The organism is Methylobacterium sp. 1973, from assembly GCF_040545035.1.
GTDB lineage: Bacteria > Pseudomonadota > Alphaproteobacteria > Rhizobiales > Beijerinckiaceae > Methylobacterium > Methylobacterium fujisawaense.
Map to the genome: position 1 here is coordinate 49,695 of NZ_JBEPLA010000013.1, position 14,496 is coordinate 64,190.

General features: G+C 70.6%; 13 protein-coding genes and 1 pseudogene. 3 read left to right on the top strand and 11 right to left on the bottom strand.

What is annotated here, in order from left to right; all coding sequences use genetic code 11:
• Window positions 1-187: 187 nt before the first annotated feature.
• The 7 genes from ABIC70_RS22140 to ABIC70_RS22170 form a co-directional block, all read right to left on the bottom strand.
• Window positions 188-1,078 carry an ABC transporter permease gene (locus ABIC70_RS22140; RefSeq protein WP_182593206.1) on the bottom strand — a complete coding sequence of 297 codons (891 nt, stop codon included), beginning with the start codon at window positions 1,076-1,078 and terminating at the stop codon, window positions 188-190.
• A 2-nt stretch (window positions 1,079-1,080) separates the two neighbouring features.
• Complete coding sequence (locus ABIC70_RS22145) at window positions 1,081-2,016, bottom strand: ABC transporter permease (RefSeq protein WP_182593205.1); 936 nt, start codon at window positions 2,014-2,016, stop codon at window positions 1,081-1,083.
• Between the two features lie 205 nt (window positions 2,017-2,221).
• Window positions 2,222-3,484: an ABC transporter substrate-binding protein gene (locus ABIC70_RS22150; RefSeq protein ID WP_043386400.1), complete on the bottom strand. Its 1,263-nt coding sequence runs from the start codon at window positions 3,482-3,484 to the stop codon at window positions 2,222-2,224.
• Between the two features lie 17 nt (window positions 3,485-3,501).
• A complete protein-coding gene (locus tag ABIC70_RS22155) occupies window positions 3,502-4,497 on the bottom strand; it encodes an ABC transporter ATP-binding protein (RefSeq protein WP_354441160.1) in 996 nt (331 codons plus the stop codon).
• 298 nt (window positions 4,498-4,795) lie between these two features.
• Window positions 4,796-6,223, bottom strand: a complete 1,428-nt coding sequence (gene hydA, locus ABIC70_RS22160) for a dihydropyrimidinase (RefSeq protein WP_043385186.1) — start codon at window positions 6,221-6,223, stop codon at window positions 4,796-4,798.
• A gap of 203 nt (window positions 6,224-6,426) precedes the next feature.
• Complete coding sequence (locus ABIC70_RS22165) at window positions 6,427-7,431, bottom strand: GlxA family transcriptional regulator (protein ID WP_354441162.1); 1,005 nt, start codon at window positions 7,429-7,431, stop codon at window positions 6,427-6,429.
• Entirely contained in the window at window positions 7,428-7,988 is a 561-nt protein-coding gene (locus ABIC70_RS22170; protein ID WP_182593201.1) for an isochorismatase family protein, read from the bottom strand. The genes ABIC70_RS22165 and ABIC70_RS22170 overlap by 4 nt, the downstream gene beginning before the upstream one ends.
• 120 nt (window positions 7,989-8,108) lie before the next feature.
• On the opposite strand from ABIC70_RS22170, the gene ABIC70_RS22175 reads away from it, so the two are divergent.
• From ABIC70_RS22175 to ABIC70_RS22185, 3 genes are all read left to right on the top strand, one after another.
• On the top strand, window positions 8,109-8,822 hold the full coding sequence (locus ABIC70_RS22175; protein WP_182593200.1) for an SIR2 family NAD-dependent protein deacylase: 714 nt from the start codon (window positions 8,109-8,111) through the stop codon (window positions 8,820-8,822).
• A 324-nt stretch (window positions 8,823-9,146) separates the two neighbouring features.
• Window positions 9,147-9,374, top strand: a complete 228-nt coding sequence (locus ABIC70_RS22180; protein WP_043352204.1) for a hypothetical protein — start codon at window positions 9,147-9,149, stop codon at window positions 9,372-9,374.
• Between the two features lie 311 nt (window positions 9,375-9,685).
• A complete protein-coding gene (locus ABIC70_RS22185; protein WP_354441231.1) occupies window positions 9,686-10,465 on the top strand; it encodes a DUF1194 domain-containing protein in 780 nt (259 codons plus the stop codon).
• A 151-nt stretch (window positions 10,466-10,616) separates the two neighbouring features.
• On the opposite strand, the gene ABIC70_RS22190 is transcribed toward ABIC70_RS22185, so the two are convergent.
• From ABIC70_RS22190 to ABIC70_RS28405, 4 genes and pseudogenes are all read right to left on the bottom strand, one after another.
• Window positions 10,617-11,000 carry a hypothetical protein gene (locus ABIC70_RS22190; protein WP_043352202.1) on the bottom strand — a complete coding sequence of 128 codons (384 nt, stop codon included), beginning with the start codon at window positions 10,998-11,000 and terminating at the stop codon, window positions 10,617-10,619.
• A gap of 75 nt (window positions 11,001-11,075) precedes the next feature.
• Complete coding sequence (locus tag ABIC70_RS22195) at window positions 11,076-13,406, bottom strand: xanthine dehydrogenase family protein molybdopterin-binding subunit (protein WP_043385197.1); 2,331 nt, start codon at window positions 13,404-13,406, stop codon at window positions 11,076-11,078.
• Window positions 13,403-13,882 carry a (2Fe-2S)-binding protein gene (locus tag ABIC70_RS22200; RefSeq protein WP_354441165.1) on the bottom strand — a complete coding sequence of 160 codons (480 nt, stop codon included), beginning with the start codon at window positions 13,880-13,882 and terminating at the stop codon, window positions 13,403-13,405. Before ABIC70_RS22200 ends, ABIC70_RS22195 begins: the two co-directional genes overlap by 4 nt.
• Before the next feature lie 267 nt (window positions 13,883-14,149).
• Window positions 14,150-14,494: pseudogene (locus ABIC70_RS28405) on the bottom strand (DUF6968 family protein); the annotation flags it as partial.
• Between the last annotated feature and the right edge of the window lie 2 nt (window positions 14,495-14,496).

Here is a 14,496-nt window from a genome sequence, read left to right on the forward strand (position 1 = left end):
AAAATACAAGGTTCGGCCGATCTGCTCCAGTTCGCCGACAGCCTCCAGCCGTCCGGCAGGCGTCTCGATCTCGATCAGAACCGTATTGCCGCGGCCGTAAGCGAGGATCGCGATCGCAACGGAACCAGCTGGCCACACCCGCGAACCTCGTCGACTCGACGGCCTCCAGGGTGAGCGGGTAAGCGCCCTACCGCAACCCCGCCATGGCCCGCCGCGCCCGGCGCTTCTGCAGCCACAGGGTGAGGCCGAGCGCCGTCCCGATCACCAGGGCCGAGACGGCGGTGGTCATCGTGCCCAGCGCATAGATCTCCGGCGTCGTCACCGTGGTGGTCAGGCCCTGTAATTCCAGCGGCAGGGTGTTGCGGCCGCCGATCGCCTGGCTGGTGCGGGCGAGTTCGTCGAACGACAGGGTGAAGCCGAACAGCGCAACGCCGACGAGCGCGGGCGCGAGGATCGGCACCACCACGTGGCGCAGCGTCTGCGGACCGCTGGCGCCGAGGTCGCGGGCGGCCTCCTCGTAGGCCGGGTCGAACCGGTTGAAGACCGCGAACATGATCAGCAGGCCGAAGGGCAGCGTCCAGGTCAGGTGCGCCCCCAGCGCCGAGGTGTAGAGGCCCATCAGCGTGCCGTGATCCTCCAGGAACCCCCAGCCGGTGGCGGCGGCGAGCGCCTTGATCGCATCGTCGAGGAGCCGGAACTCCAGCCCGATGCCCAGCGAGACCACGATCGAGGGCACGATCAGGCTCGACACCGCCAGGGCGAAGACGAGGCCGGCCCCCCGAAACCCCTTCCGGAAGGCGATGCCGGCATAGAAGGCGATCGTCACGGTGAGTGCCATCACCACGAGGCCGAGCGCCAGGGAGCGCCGCAGAGCCGCCCAGATGTCGACCACGCCGACGCCCTCCCAGAGCTTGGCGAACCAATGGGTCGACACGCCGTTCATCGGGAAGGTCAGGCCGCCGGAGGGCCCCTGGAAGCTCAGGGCCAGGATGGTCAGCGTCGGCCCGTAGAGGAACAGGACGTAGAGGGCGAAGACGCCGGCCAGGAGATAGAAGGCGAGGCCGCGGGGCCGGTCCATCGCTACAGCTCCCGCCGGAGGTCGATCATCCGGGTGAGTCCCAGGATCATCAGCAGCACGGCAGCCAAGAGCACCATGGCGTTGGCCGCGGCCGCCGGGAATTGCAGGTAGGCCATCTGCACCTGGATCACCTTGCCGACGCTGGCGATCTGCTGGCCGCCCATGACGCCGACGGTGACGAAGTCGCCCATCACCAGGGTCGTCACGAAGATCGTCCCGATGGCGATGCCGGGCTTGGCCAGCGGCAGGATCACGGTCCAGAGGATCTGTGCGCCGGACGCGCCGCAATCCCGCGCCGCCTCGATCAGGCGCCGGTCGATCCGCGCGAGACTGTTGAAGATCGGCACGATCATGAACACCGTGTCGAGGTGCACGAAGGCCAGGACCACCGCGAAGTCGGAGTAGAGCAGGCCCTCGATCGGCGCGCGGATCAGCCCGAGGGCACGGAGCGTGTCGTTGACGAGGCCGTTGCGGCCGAGCAGCGGGATCCACGAGATCATGCGGATCACGTTCGAGGTCCAGAACGGGATCGTGCAGAGCAGGAACAGCCCCATCCGCACCGTGCCGGAGCGGATATAGAAGGCCAGGAAGTAGGCGATGGCGAAGCCCAGCGGCAGGGTGATCGCCAGCGTCAGCGCGACGAACTTCACCGTCGAGAGATAGGTGCGCAGCGTGGTGCAGAGGTCGGCGGACAGGCAGCCGTCGAAGACGTCGGCGTAGTTCTGCAGGGTCAGCGCCGGGATGATCTCGTACTCGTTGTACTCCCACAGCGAGACGATCCCGGTGAGCACCAGCGGCACCACCAGGAAGACGAGGAAGACGAGGGCCAGCGGCGCGGCCTGGAGATAGGCGAGGGTGCGGCGGCGCGGGCGGCCCGCAACGGTGGGCGCTGCGGTCCGCGCGGCGGTCTCGGCGGCGGGCAGGGCGAGATCGGTCATCGGATTCACCCCACGCGCGCCGCCGCTTCCCTCCCCCTCTGCGGGCTCCGATGTTCACACATCGGCTCCCGCGAGGCGCACCGCGCCCCCTCTCCCGTGCGGGAGAGGGGGCGCGCGTTCCATCCGGCAGCCGCGTGGCCGCGCAGGACGGGCGTCTCCGAGGGCCCGCGGAGGGAGAAGGACGGGGAGGGGGCGCCCACCGCCCTCACGCCGCGATGAACTCGTTCCACTTGCGCACCATGTAGGTGTTCTCGTCCATCACGGCGTTCCAGCAGGCGACCGCGCCCATCCGCGCGTCGAAGGAGCCGCCGTCGCGGGTGGCGCCGGCCTTCTCGATCAGGGTGCCGTCGGGACCGAGGATGTCCTTCTCGGCGGGCTTGCCCTCCATCCAGAAGGCCCATTCGTAGGGCTGCATGTTCGCCTGTGCGGTCTCCAGCACCGCCGAGTAGTAGCCCTGCCGGTTCAGGTAGGCCCCGGCCCAGCCGGACAGGAACCAGTTGATGAAATCGTAGGCGGCATCGAGCTTCTTGCCGCTCAGGGTCTTGGGGATGCCGAAGCCCGAGGCCCAGGCCCGGTAGCCCTCCTTCAGCGGCTGATAGGTGCAGGGCACCCCCTGCGCGCGCACCTTCGTGACGGCGGGCGACCACATCGACTGGATCACCGTCTCGCCCGAGGCCATCAGGTTCACGGATTCGTTGAAATCCTGCCAGAAGGCGCGGAACTGGCCGGCGCGCTTAGCCTCGATCAGCACCTTGATGGTGCGGTCGATCTCAGGGCGCGTCATGTTGCCTTTGTCGCCGTAGGTGTAGTCGCCGGTCGCCTCCACCACCATCGCGGCGTCCATGATGCCGATGGACGGGATGTTGAGGATCGAGGCCTTGCCCTTGAAGGCCGGGTTGAGGAGCTCCTTCCAGCTCGTCACCGGGATCTTGATCAGGTCTGGCCGGATGCCCAGCGTGTCGGCGTTGTAGACGGTGGGGATCAGCGAGATCCACTCGGTCTGTTCGCCGGCAAATTTTTTCGAATCCTGGCCCTCCAGATAGAAGACCTTCCGGGGGGCCGTGCCCTGGTCGCCGATCTTCCGGCCCCCCACCTCGCCCTTGGTGAAGATCGACGAGATCTTGTCGGCCAGTTTGATCCGTTTGGCGTCCATGCCCTGGAGGTTGCCGGAGGGCAGGATCTTCTTGAGGCTGAAATACTCGGTGTCGACCAGGTCGAAGGAATTCGGCTGGGTGACGACGCGCTTGGTCACCTCGTCGGTCACCACCGGTATGTACTCGATGGTGAGGCCCAGATCCTCCTTCACCTTCCTGGCGATGTCGGCGGACTGGTTCACCGCGGTGCCGAGGTAGCGCAGGGTCACCGGCTCGGCGGCGTGCACCGCCGGGAAGCCGGTGACAGGCGTCGCGGCCAGCGCGGCGGCCCCCTTCAGGAGCGTGCGCCGGCTCGGCTTCGAGAAAGCATCCATCGTCGTCTCCGTACCGGTTACGCGTCGAGGCGGTGGGCGGCGGCCGCGTCCCAGCCGACCGGAATCGTGTCGCCCGGGCGCAGCGGGCGGGCCGCGAAATCCGCGTCGCTGAGGATCGCCGTGAGGGCGGCGGGGCTCTCAGGCGCGCGCTCCAGCCCCTCTGCGTCGAGGCCGACATGGACGCTGGTGCCCTGGTACTCGACAGCCACCACCCGGGCCGGCCGCGCGGCGGGGCCGGCCTCGGCGCCGAGGCGCATCCGGTCCGCCCGCACGGCGATGAGCCCGTCGGGCAGGCGGATCACGTTGTGGCCGCCGATGAACCGGGCCACGAAGGCGGTCGCCGGCCGCTCGAACACGGTGCGCGGGTCGGCAGCCTGCTCGATCCGCCCGGCATTCATCACCACCACGAGGTCGGAGAGCGCCATCGCCTCCTCCTGGCTGTGGGTGACGTGGATGAAGGTGAGGCCCAGCTCGGTCTGGATCCGCTTCAACTCGACCCGCATCCGGACCCGCAGGAACGGGTCGAGCGCCGAGAGCGGCTCGTCGAGGAGCAGCACCTTCGGGCCGGTGACGAGGGCGCGGGCGAGCGCGACGCGCTGCTGCTGGCCGCCGGAGAGCTGGGCCGGCAGGCGCCCGGCGAGGTGGCCCATCTGCACGAGGTCGAGCATCGCCATGGCCTTGGCCCGGCGCTCCACCTTGCCGCTTCCGCGCATCCGCAGGCTGAAGGCGACGTTGTCCCGCGCATCGAGATGCGGGAACAGGGCGTAGCTCTGGAACATCATGGCGGTGCCGCGCTCGGACGGCGCCGCGTCGCCCACTGCCTTCGGGCCGATCACCACGTCGCCCGCGCTGGCGTGCTCGTGGCCGCCGATCATCCGGAGCGTCGTGGTCTTGCCGCAGCCGGAGGGGCCGAGCAGGCAGCAATAGGCCCCGGACGGCACCTTCAGGTCGATGGCATCGACCGCGGTCGCCGCGCCGTAGCGCTTGGTCAGGCCGATCAGCTCGACATTCATGTGAGGCTCGCCTGCTTCCGGCGATGTGCAAGATACAAGAGTGGCACGATCACTCTTGAAGGCCGCGACACGCCCCCTCTCCCGTGCGGGAGAGGGTAGGGGTGAGGGACGAGAACGTTCAGGACGGGGCACACCCTTGCCATGCGCGCCCTATCCGGAAGCCGCACGCCCCTCACCCTGTCCCTCTCCCGCACGGGAGAGGGGACCCGCGCTCGATCCGGTCGACGCCGCGTCCGCAACATCGATTCCCCCTGTGTCGCCCGCCATCCGACACCGGAGAGCAAGCGGCGGGCCAAGGCTACGCCTCCCGCCGCTCGGCCGGATCGACCGCCCGGTCCAGCACCCGCCCGCGGCCCGGCTCGGACAGGACCCGGCCATCCTCGGCGATGACCTGCCCGCCCGCGATGGTCATCACCGGCCAGCCGGTGACCTCGAACCCTTCCCACGGCGTGTAGTCGGAGCCGTGGTGGAGGATCTCCTGGCGGATGGTCTCGCGCCGGTTCGGGTCCCAGAGGGTCAGGTCGGCGTCGAAGCCCGGGGCGATCGAGCCCTTGCGCGGGTACAGCCCGTAGAGCTTCGCGTGGTTCGTGGCGGTGAGCGCGGCGAACTGGTTGAGGCTGATGCGCCCCTTCGAGACGCCCTCGGAGAAGAACACCGGCAGCCGCGTCTCGATGCCGGGGATGCCGTTCGGGATCCAGCGGAAGGAGGTCTTACCCCGCGGGTTCAGCTTGCCCTGCGGGTCGTCGTAGCGGAACGGGCAATGGTCGGACGAGACCACGTCGAAGATCCCGCGCCGGATCCCTGACCACACCGCCTCCTGGCTCTCGACATCCCGCGTCGGCGGCGAGCAGACGTATTTCGACCCCGCCATCGGATCGTCCTGGCCGAGCCCCTTCATGTCTTCGGCCGTCAGGGTCAGGTATTGCGGGCAGGTCTCGGCCCGGATCTTCAGGCCCCGTCCCTGAGCCCAGGCGATCTGCTCGGTGGCCTCGCGGCCCGAGACGTGGACGATCACGATGGGCAGGTCGATCAGCTCGGCGTGGCTGATGGCCCGGTGGGCCGCCTCCCGCTCGACGATCTCGGGGCGCGACAGGGCGTGGCCGTAGGGCCTCGTCTCGCCCGCCCGCTCCAGACGCTCGCTGAGGTAGCGGATTGCGTCGTAGCCCTCCGCGTGGACCATGACCCGGGCGCCCTGCCGCCGCGCGACGTGGAACACGTCGAGGAGCTGGCGGTCGTTCAGCACGAGGTCGTCGTAGGTCATGAAGACCTTGAACGAGGTGTAGCCGTCGGCGACCAAGGCCGGCAGCTCCTGGCCGAGCACCGCCTCGGTCGGGTCCGAGATGATCATGTGGATCGCCACGTCGACGTGGCACTGGCCCTCGGCCCTGGCCCGGTAGGCGTCGACCGCCCCGCGCAGGGAGGCGCCCCGGGGCTGGAGCGCGAAGGGCATCACGCAGGTGTTGCCGCCGGCCGCCGCCGCCCGGGTGGCGCTGGCGAAGTCGTCGGCCATGACGATGCCGGGGCCCGAATCCTGGGCGATGTGGACATGGCTGTCGATGCCGCCGGGCAGGACCAGCAGGCCGGAGGCGTCGATCACCCGGGCGGCGTCGGCGATGCCCTCGGCCACAGCCACGATCCGGCCGCCGCGCACGCCGACATCCGCCCGCACCGTGTCGCTCGCCGTGACCACGGTCCCGCCGCGGATCGCCAGGTCGAATTCGGGCATGATGCGCTCTCCTCCGCGCCCGCGGGCGCCTGTCGGGACGGGCGGATGCATCGTCCGCGCCGATTCGGACGATGCGAGGAGGGCACAGCCATCCGGCGGGGTCCAGAGCGTGGTCGGGGGATCCCAAAGGGCTCACCCCTTTGGCAGGGGTTCGGGGGCGGTGCCCCTGAGGCCCCAGGGCTCCGCCCTGGACCCGCGAAAGGTCACGGACCTTTCGAAACCAAGATTTGGGTTCGGAGATTCGAGGGCGCGGCGTCGTGGAACTGACGCCAGACCCGCCGCATGTGGCGGGCCGAGCCGAAGCCCGCGCGGTCGGCGACCTGCTCCAGGGCAAGGTCGGTCTGGGCGATCAGGTCCCGGGCCAGCGCGATCCGGGCGCGGTTGACCGCGTCGGTCACCGTCATCCTGGCATGGACCCGGAACAGCCGGGCGAGGTTGCGCGGGCTCGCCCCGGCGAGGCGGCCGAGGATCTCGGGGGACCAGGCGCGGGCGGGTTCGGCGGCGATCGCGTCCTGGGCGCGGTGCACCACCGGGTGCAGGTGGCTGCGGCCTTCGAGCCAGGGTGAGAGCTGCGGGTCGTCGGGGCCGCGCCGCATGTAGACCACCAGGGTCCGGGCCGCCGCCAGCGCCGCGGCCGGGCCGGCCCATTCGGCGACGAGATGGAGCATCAGGTCCACGCCCGCGGTCACGCCGGCGCTGCTGAACCGGTCCCGGTCCTGCACGAACAGCCTGTTCTCCAGCACCCGCGCCTGCGGCGCCAGGGCGGCGAGCCGGGCGCAGCTCGCGTGATGGGTGGTGCAGGCATAGCCGTCGAACAGGCCGGCCCGGGCCGCCAGCAGCGTACCGTCGCAGACCGTCACCACGGTGTGGCCCGGCCGGACCGCGCCGCGCAGCCAGTCGACGATCCGCACTTCGGCGGCGCCCTCGTCCGGATCGGCCTCGCCGCCGAGCACCCGGGCCGACGCGCCCGGCACGAGCACCACGGTGCCCGGCGCGATCGCCTCCGGCAGCGGCTCGGTGCCGCCGAGATCCAGACCGATCGAGCAGCGGGTGCGCGCCTGCGGCGCCACGTAGCGCACCGAGAACGCGACCCGCTCCTGAGCCGCCCCGGCGATGCGCAGGACCTCGACCGGTCCCGCGAGGTCGAGCAGCAGGGTGCGCGGCGGCAAGACCACGAGGACCGGGATGCGCCGCGCCGTCCCGCTCATGCCGCGACCGGCAAGTCCCGACCGGCGAGCGCCTGCTCCACCGTGGCGATGCGGGCGAAGCGGTCCATCAGCACCAGCTCGGTGCGGGCCTTGATGTCGTCCGCCGTGAACCGGCGTCCGGAGGGATGGGTCATCGCGAAGGTCAGCGTCGCCTCGGTGACGTAATCCACCTGCCAGCCGCTGTCGGAGGCGTGGCGGGTGGTGGTCTCGCAGCATTGCTCGGTGCGGATGCCGGACACGATCAGGCGCCGTATGCCGTGCTGCGTCAGCCAGCCGGGCAGGCCGCTATCGACCAGGGCGCTGTGCCGGCGCTTGTGGAAGATCGCCGTCGGCGCGATCACGATCGGCTCCAGGGTGCGGACATGGCCGGAGGCGGCGGCGAAGGGGCCGCTCTCGGCGAGGTGGAAGATCTGCAGGATCGGAATCCGGCGCGCCGCGGCACCGTCGATGAGCGTCTGCAGGCGCTCGGTGAAGGGCGGGACATCGGCGTCGTTCCAGAAGGGCCTGTGCCGGAAGGATTCCTGGACATCGATGACCAGCAGCGCAACATCGGACATTTCGTGTCTCCCGCTCGGTGAAGCGAGCCGCAGGATTCCTCGGCTTGACCCTGGGCGAAAGAAACCGCGCTGCCAGCCAGCGGACATATCCGGCCAATCTCAGGCGAGCAGGAGCACCGCATGACGGACCATCCCAGGACGATCTTCGTGCTGACCGGGGCCGGCGTCTCGGCCGAGAGCGGGCTCGGCACGTTCCGGGACCGCGGCGGGATCTGGGCGCGGTTCGACCCGATGCGGCTCGCCACCCCGGAGGCCTACGCGGCCGACCCCGACACGGTGCTCGACTTTTACGACCATCGCCGCCGCGGCGCGGTCGCGGCCGAGCCGAACGCCGCGCATGTCGCTCTGGCGCAGGCCGAGGCGCGGCTCGCCGCGCGGGGCGGGCGGCTGTTCCTGTGCACGCAGAACGTCGACGACCTGCACGAGCGGGCCGGCTCGCAGGCAGTCACCCACATGCACGGCGAATTGCTCAAGGCGCGCTGCTGCGCCTGCGGTGCGGTCACGCCGTGGCGCGCCGACCTGAGCCGGGCCGATCACTGCCCCGCCTGCGGCGCATCGGGCCGGATGCGGCCGGACGTGGTCTGGTTCGGCGAGATGCCGATGCACCTCGACGCGATCGAGGCTGCGCTCGCCGGGGCGGACCTGTTCGTGGCCGTGGGCACGTCGGGGGCGGTCTACCCGGCGGCGGGCTACGTCCGGCAGGCCCGGGCGCTCGGCATCCCGACCTGCGAGGTCAACCTGGAGCCGTCCGACAACGCCGACGCCTTCGACGAGGCCCGGTACGGGCCGGCGAGCGCCGAACTGCCGCGCTATCTGGCCGAACTCGGCCTCTAGGCGGGCGCGGGGGCGGCGGCGCGGGTCCATGAGGGTCCGTGAGAGTCCATGAGGGTCCATGCGGGGACTCGGGACGGGCGACGGCCGGGTCCGACCGCGCGGCATTCGCGACCCGGTTTGCCAAGATGTTGTGAGAAAAGGATTTTTCGATCCATGATCGCTCGGCTCCGGCCAGGATCAAAATCCTAAATGACGCGAATCACATCGGCGCGAGCTATCAAGAACTGGTCGGGCAGTTGCCCACGGGTTACAACAGTCAAGCTCGGGATCGGCGTCGCGGCCTACCCGGGCGTTCGTTGAAGCCACAAGGGGAAGCAACTACCCATGCAGCACTTCACCGTAACCGACCGCGAGCGTGACACCGTCCTGGCGGCGCTGCGCTATTACCAGTTCTACCGGATGCAGGGTCATCCGTTCGATCCCCGCCAGGATCACCTGATCGACACCATCGCCGGCCGGGCCGGCGAGGCGCTGGACCTCGCCGAGATCGACGATCTCTGCGCCGGCCTGAACGGCAACCGGCACGCCCTCGCCGCGGCGGCGGCGGCCTAAGCACCTTCCGGGGCGGCCGAGGCCGTCCTCGACGACCCCGCGGCCGGCCCAGGGATGGGGCCGGAGGACGGGCCACCTCCGAGATGAGCGGGCTACCGCCGCCGGAGCGAATCCTCCTCACCGGGGCCGGGCTTCGCGCCCGCACGACACCCTGCCGACGCGCATCCGGGCCTGCCCGCAGCGCGTCGGTCCGACGGGCGGGGCCGCGCGGCGGCCCCCCCGAAAGGCCGGTTTCGCGTCCCGTCGAAACGTGGCCTAACGGATGCGCGACGGCCGCAGGGCCGCGCCTTCCGGGAGCGCCGAGGCCGATGATGCGGACGGGTTCGGGATGGATCCGCCGCGGCGCGCTGCGGGGCGCCGGCCTCCTGCTCCTCGGGCTGGCGCCCGCCAAGGCCGCACCCGAGAGCGTCGCCACCGCGCTGGTCGTCTCGGTGGACGTGTCGCAATCCGTCGACGAATCCCGCTTCCGGCTCCAGATGGAGGGCATCGCGGAGGCCTTGGAGGATCCGTCGGTGATCGGCGCGATCACCGGCAATCCGGGCGGGATCCTGTTCGCGATGGTGACCTGGGCGGACCGGGCGAACCTCGCGGTCGGCTGGCGGCGGATCGCCAACCGCGTCGATGCTGCGGCGACCGCCGCACTCGTCCGGGCCACGCCCCGGCAGGCCGGCGAGTTCACCTGCCTCGGCCAGATGTTCCGCACGGTGGCCGACGCCGTGCTCCCGACGCTCCCGATCCCGGCCGAGCGCGTGGTGGTCGACGTCTCCGGCGACGGGATCGACAATTGCACCGACGCCGACAGCCTCGCGGAGGCGCATGCGGCGCTGCTCGCCACCGGCGCGACGGTCAACGGCCTGCCGATCCTGGTGCCCGGCGAGAACGACGTCGTCGGGGCCGGGGCCTATCGGGCGCCGGGCTACGGCCTGCTCCCGACCCCGCTGCCGCAGGAACGCACGAGCCTGGAGCAATGGTACCGCGCCCACGTCATCGGCGGCCCGGGGGCGTTCCTGCTGGCGGCCGCCGGCTACGGCGATTTCTCGCGGGCGTTGCGGCGGAAGTTCGTGATCGAGATCAGCGCGCTGGGCCGGTGAGGCGGCAAAGCCAGCCAGGGCTCACGTCGAACCCTTCCCCTCATCCTCAGGTGACCGCGCAGCGGGCCTCAGGATGAGAGAGGTGGATTGGATCGATGCGGGAGCGGCCAGCCTCGCGCATCGAACCCGTCAGCCCGTTTTATGAAGTGCCTCAGGGTGTCTTCTTCAACTGCTGCTCGACGCGGGACAGGGCCGCCTCGCAGCCCTTGGCGTCACCCTTCGAGTCGGCCGTGCGCGCCTCCTCGAGGGCGACCTGCGCCTGCTGGGCGGCATCCGCCCCCTGGCCGGCCTGGGCCGACTTCTCCGGCGGCGCCTCGGGGGATTCCTTCGCCCGCTGACCCTCCGTGCCGGTGACCCCCTCGCCGCCGCGCTTGGCGGCATTGCCCTGGCCGCTGGTCGAGGCGGAGATCGACTGCCTCATCTCGGACTGAACCCGCTTGGAAACGCTGTCGATCCGGTCGCCGCAGGGCGAGGCGAGGGCCGGGGCTGCCGTCAGGATCAGGGTCAGGCAGGCCGTCAGGGCGGGACGCATCATCGGGTCGGGTACTTTCCAAAAGAATGGGGCCGCAGGTTCCCCCTGCGGCCCCAACGTCTCGCGACGGGTGACGGTTCAGGCGCTCAGCTGATCGCGGATCGGCAATTGCCGGACCCGGCGGCCCGTGGCCGCGAAGATCGCGTTGGCGATCGCCGGCGCCACCGGCGGCACGCCGGGCTCGCCGACGCCGCCGAGCGGCCCGTCCCAATTGCCGGTCGGCACGAGGTGCACGCGGACCACCTTCGGGGCGGCGTCGATCCGGAGGACCTCGTAGCCGTCGAAGTTGTTCTGCACCGCCCGGCCCTGCTTGAAGGTGATCTCGGAGGTCAGGGCGAGCCCCATCCCCATGACCACGGCGCCCTCCATCTGCGAGCGGATGCGCTCCGGATTCACCTGCGGCCCGCAATCGACCGCGATGTCGATCGCCTTCACCTTCACCTGGCCCTTGTCGTCGACCTCCACCTCGGCCGCCACCGCCGTGTAGGTGACGAAGCTGTAGTGGCCGGCGATGCCGAGGCCGGTGCCCTTGGGCATCTGCCGCCCCCAGCCCGCGCCCTTGGCGGCCGCCTCGATCACGCCGCGCAGGCGGCCGGTCTCGATCGGGTAGCGCTTCGGGTCCTCGCCGTAGTTCCAGACGTCGCCGATCTCGGTCGGGCTGATCTTGCGATCGGGTCCGATGAGGTCGAGCAGGTACTCCTTCGGCTCGCGGCCGGCGGCGTGCGCCAGCTCCGACACGAAGGACTGGATCGCGAAGGCGTGCGGGATGTTCGACACCGAGCGGAACCAGCCGATGCGGACATGGGCGGCAGCCTCGGGGTTCTCCAGCCGCATGTTCGGGATGTTCAGCGGCGTGTTGACCAGCCCCATCCCGAGCTCGAACGGCAGCTCGTGCTTCGGATCGGGCGCGAAGATCGAGCCGATCGTCGGCGCCACCGAGCGGTGCAGCCACGCCACCGGCATGCCCTTGTCGTCGAGGCCGGCCTCCAGATGCTCCACCGAGATCGTGTGGTAGAAGCCGTGGTGCAGGTCGTCCTCGCGGGTCCAGGCGAGCTTCACCGGGGCGCCGCCCACGGCCTGCGAGCAGAGCGCCGCCTCGACCACGTAGTCGGGCTTCGACTTGCGCCCGAACCCGCCGCCGAGCAGCGTCACGTTCACCTTGACCTTGTCGTCGGGCAGCTTGAGCGCCTTCATCAGGCGGTCGTTGGCCGCCTGCGGACCCTGCGTGCAGGCCCAGGCCTCGCAGAACCCGTCCTTCACGCGGGCCACCGCGGCCGGGGGCTCCATCGGCGCCTGGGCGAGGTGGGGCACGAAGTACTCGGCCTCGACCCTGGTCTTGGCCTTGGCGAGGGCGCCGTCGACGTCGCCCTGCGTGCGCACGACCTTGCCGGGCTTGCGGGCCGCGGCCTCCAGCTCCTTGCGGAACGCGTCGGTGTCGTAGCCGGCGTTCGGGCCGTCGTCCCAGGTGATCTTGAGGGCGTCCCGGGCCTTCAGGGCCGCCCAGGTGTTCTTGGCCACCACGGCGACGCCGCCGAGCGGCATGAACTCGGACGGGATCGTGCCGCCGTCGATCTTGAAGATCTTCACGACGCCCGGGACCTTCTTGGCCTCGCTGTCGTCGAAGGACTTCACCGTGCCGCCATAGACGGCCGGGCGCGCGACGACCGCGTAGAGCATCCCGTCGAGCTTGGTGTCGAGGCCGTAGACGGCCTTGCCGGTGGTGATGTCGAAATTGTCGATCAGCCCGACCTTGCCGGTGCCGATGTAGCGGAAGTCCTTGGGGTCCTTCAGCTTGACGTCGGTGGGCACCGGCAGCTCGGCGGCGGCCTGGGCCACGGCCCCGTAGCCGAGGGTGCGGCCCGACTTGGCGTGGGTCAGGGTGTGGTTGACCGCCGTCACCTCGGAGGCCGGCACGCCCCATTGCTTGGCCGCGGCCTGGATCAGCATCAGCCGCGCGGCGGCGCCGGCGTGGCGGAAGTGCTGGAAGAAGTGGCGGGTCGAGCGCGAGCCGTCGGTGTCCTGGTTGCCGAAGCGGGTCTCGTCACCCCAGGCCTGGACCACCTTCACCTTCGACCAGTCGGCCTCCAGCTCGTCGGCGACCGTGAAGGCCACCGAGGTCCGGATGCCCTGGCCCATGTCGGAGCGGTGGTTGGTCACCGTGACGGTGCCGTCCGGCGCGATGGCGACGAAGATCTTCGGATCGTCGCGCCAGCCGTGCGGCATGCCGTCGGCGCCGAATTTTTGGGCCTTCTGCTCGGCGGTCTGGGTCTCGTCGGCTCGCGCCGGGCGCAGCGAGAGGGCCAGAACGAGAGCGCCGGCGCCGCCGAGGATCCCGCGGCGGCTGACATTGTCGAGGGCCGGCTTGGTGCCGGCGGCGAGCTGGGCGCTCATCTTCGCGTCGTGGATCACAGGCGCTCTCCCTTGGTGGCGGGCGCCGGCTGGCCGGCAGCCTGATGGATCGCGGCGCGGATGCGCGGGTAGGTGCCGCAGCGGCAGATGTTGCCGCTCATCGTGTCGTCGATGTCCTGATCGGACGGCTTCGGCGTGTCCTTCAGGAGCGCGGCGGCCTGCATGATCTGGCCGCACTGGCAGAAGCCGCACTGGGCGACGTTCTGCTCGCGCCACGCCACCTGCACGGGGTGGTTGCCGTCCGGCGACAGCCCCTCGATGGTGACGACTTCCTGGCCGGCGGCGGCCGAGACCGGGGTGATGCAGGCACGGGTCGCCGTCCCGCCGAGATGGATGGTGCAGGCCCCGCAGAGCGAGACGCCGCAGCCGAACTTCGTGCCGGTGAGCCCGAGTTCGTCCCGCAGGTACCACAGCAGCGGCATGTCGGGGTCGCCGTCGAAGCTGCGCGCAGCCCCGTTCACGGTGAGTTTGATCATCGTTGCGTCCTGTCTGGCGGCGCCGGAGCGGCGATCAGTCGGGTCTGAGCCGGGCCGGAGGCCAAGGCCGGATTTGCCAGCTAACGTTCACCGATGCGGCCGGGCCGCCGGGCTAACGCTCAAGCTCAGAATAATAAGTATTCTAAATCAGGCCTCGGGCCGGGCGCAACGCAGGGACGGGGCCGGTCATCCGCGAGTGGTTGCGCTCAGGACATGCCGCGTGCGGCGGCGCACATCGTCAGGGCGTGCGATCACAGGCAGCATGCCTCACGCGGGGCACGACGTGATCCACGACCGCGCGCACCCGGTGCGCGTGGCGTGCCGGGTGGCTTCGCTCCGCTCGCACAGGGAGCCCAGTGCCCCCGCTCCTCGAGACCTTGTCCGCGCCGATCGGACGCGCGTGGCCGTTCTACGGAATAGGAGAGCCGGCCCATGCCCGGGCTTTGCCCCCACCCGGGTGCCGGTCTCGTGGGCCACGCTGACCTTGAGGTCGATGCCGGTCCTCTGCATCGCTAAGTGGACGGCCCGCAGCGCATCGACGCCGGCCCCGAAATTCTCGCACGGCTCTTCGGGCCGGCCGATCGTGAAGCGGCAGATCCCGTGCCCGTCCGTGT

What these genes read in the sequence shown, in the direction of transcription:
- ABIC70_RS22140 (WP_182593206.1), bottom strand. Translation starts at nt 1,078, where the DNA reads ATGGACCGGCCCCGCGGCCTCGCCTTCTATCTCCTGGCCGGCGTCTTC.
- ABIC70_RS22145 (WP_182593205.1), bottom strand. Translation starts at nt 2,016, where the DNA reads ATGACCGATCTCGCCCTGCCCGCCGCCGAGACCGCCGCGCGGACCGCA.
- ABIC70_RS22150 (WP_043386400.1), bottom strand. Translation starts at nt 3,484, where the DNA reads ATGGATGCTTTCTCGAAGCCGAGCCGGCGCACGCTCCTGAAGGGGGCC.
- ABIC70_RS22155 (WP_354441160.1), bottom strand. Translation starts at nt 4,497, where the DNA reads ATGAATGTCGAGCTGATCGGCCTGACCAAGCGCTACGGCGCGGCGACC.
- hydA (WP_043385186.1), bottom strand. Translation starts at nt 6,223, where the DNA reads ATGCCCGAATTCGACCTGGCGATCCGCGGCGGGACCGTGGTCACGGCG.
- ABIC70_RS22165 (WP_354441162.1), bottom strand. Translation starts at nt 7,431, where the DNA reads ATGAGCGGGACGGCGCGGCGCATCCCGGTCCTCGTGGTCTTGCCGCCG.
- ABIC70_RS22170 (WP_182593201.1), bottom strand. Translation starts at nt 7,988, where the DNA reads ATGTCCGATGTTGCGCTGCTGGTCATCGATGTCCAGGAATCCTTCCGG.
- ABIC70_RS22175 (WP_182593200.1), top strand. Translation starts at nt 8,109, where the DNA reads ATGACGGACCATCCCAGGACGATCTTCGTGCTGACCGGGGCCGGCGTC.
- ABIC70_RS22180 (WP_043352204.1), top strand. Translation starts at nt 9,147, where the DNA reads ATGCAGCACTTCACCGTAACCGACCGCGAGCGTGACACCGTCCTGGCG.
- ABIC70_RS22185 (WP_354441231.1), top strand. Translation starts at nt 9,686, where the DNA reads ATGCGGACGGGTTCGGGATGGATCCGCCGCGGCGCGCTGCGGGGCGCC.
- ABIC70_RS22190 (WP_043352202.1), bottom strand. Translation starts at nt 11,000, where the DNA reads ATGATGCGTCCCGCCCTGACGGCCTGCCTGACCCTGATCCTGACGGCA.
- ABIC70_RS22200 (WP_354441165.1), bottom strand. Translation starts at nt 13,882, where the DNA reads ATGATCAAACTCACCGTGAACGGGGCTGCGCGCAGCTTCGACGGCGAC.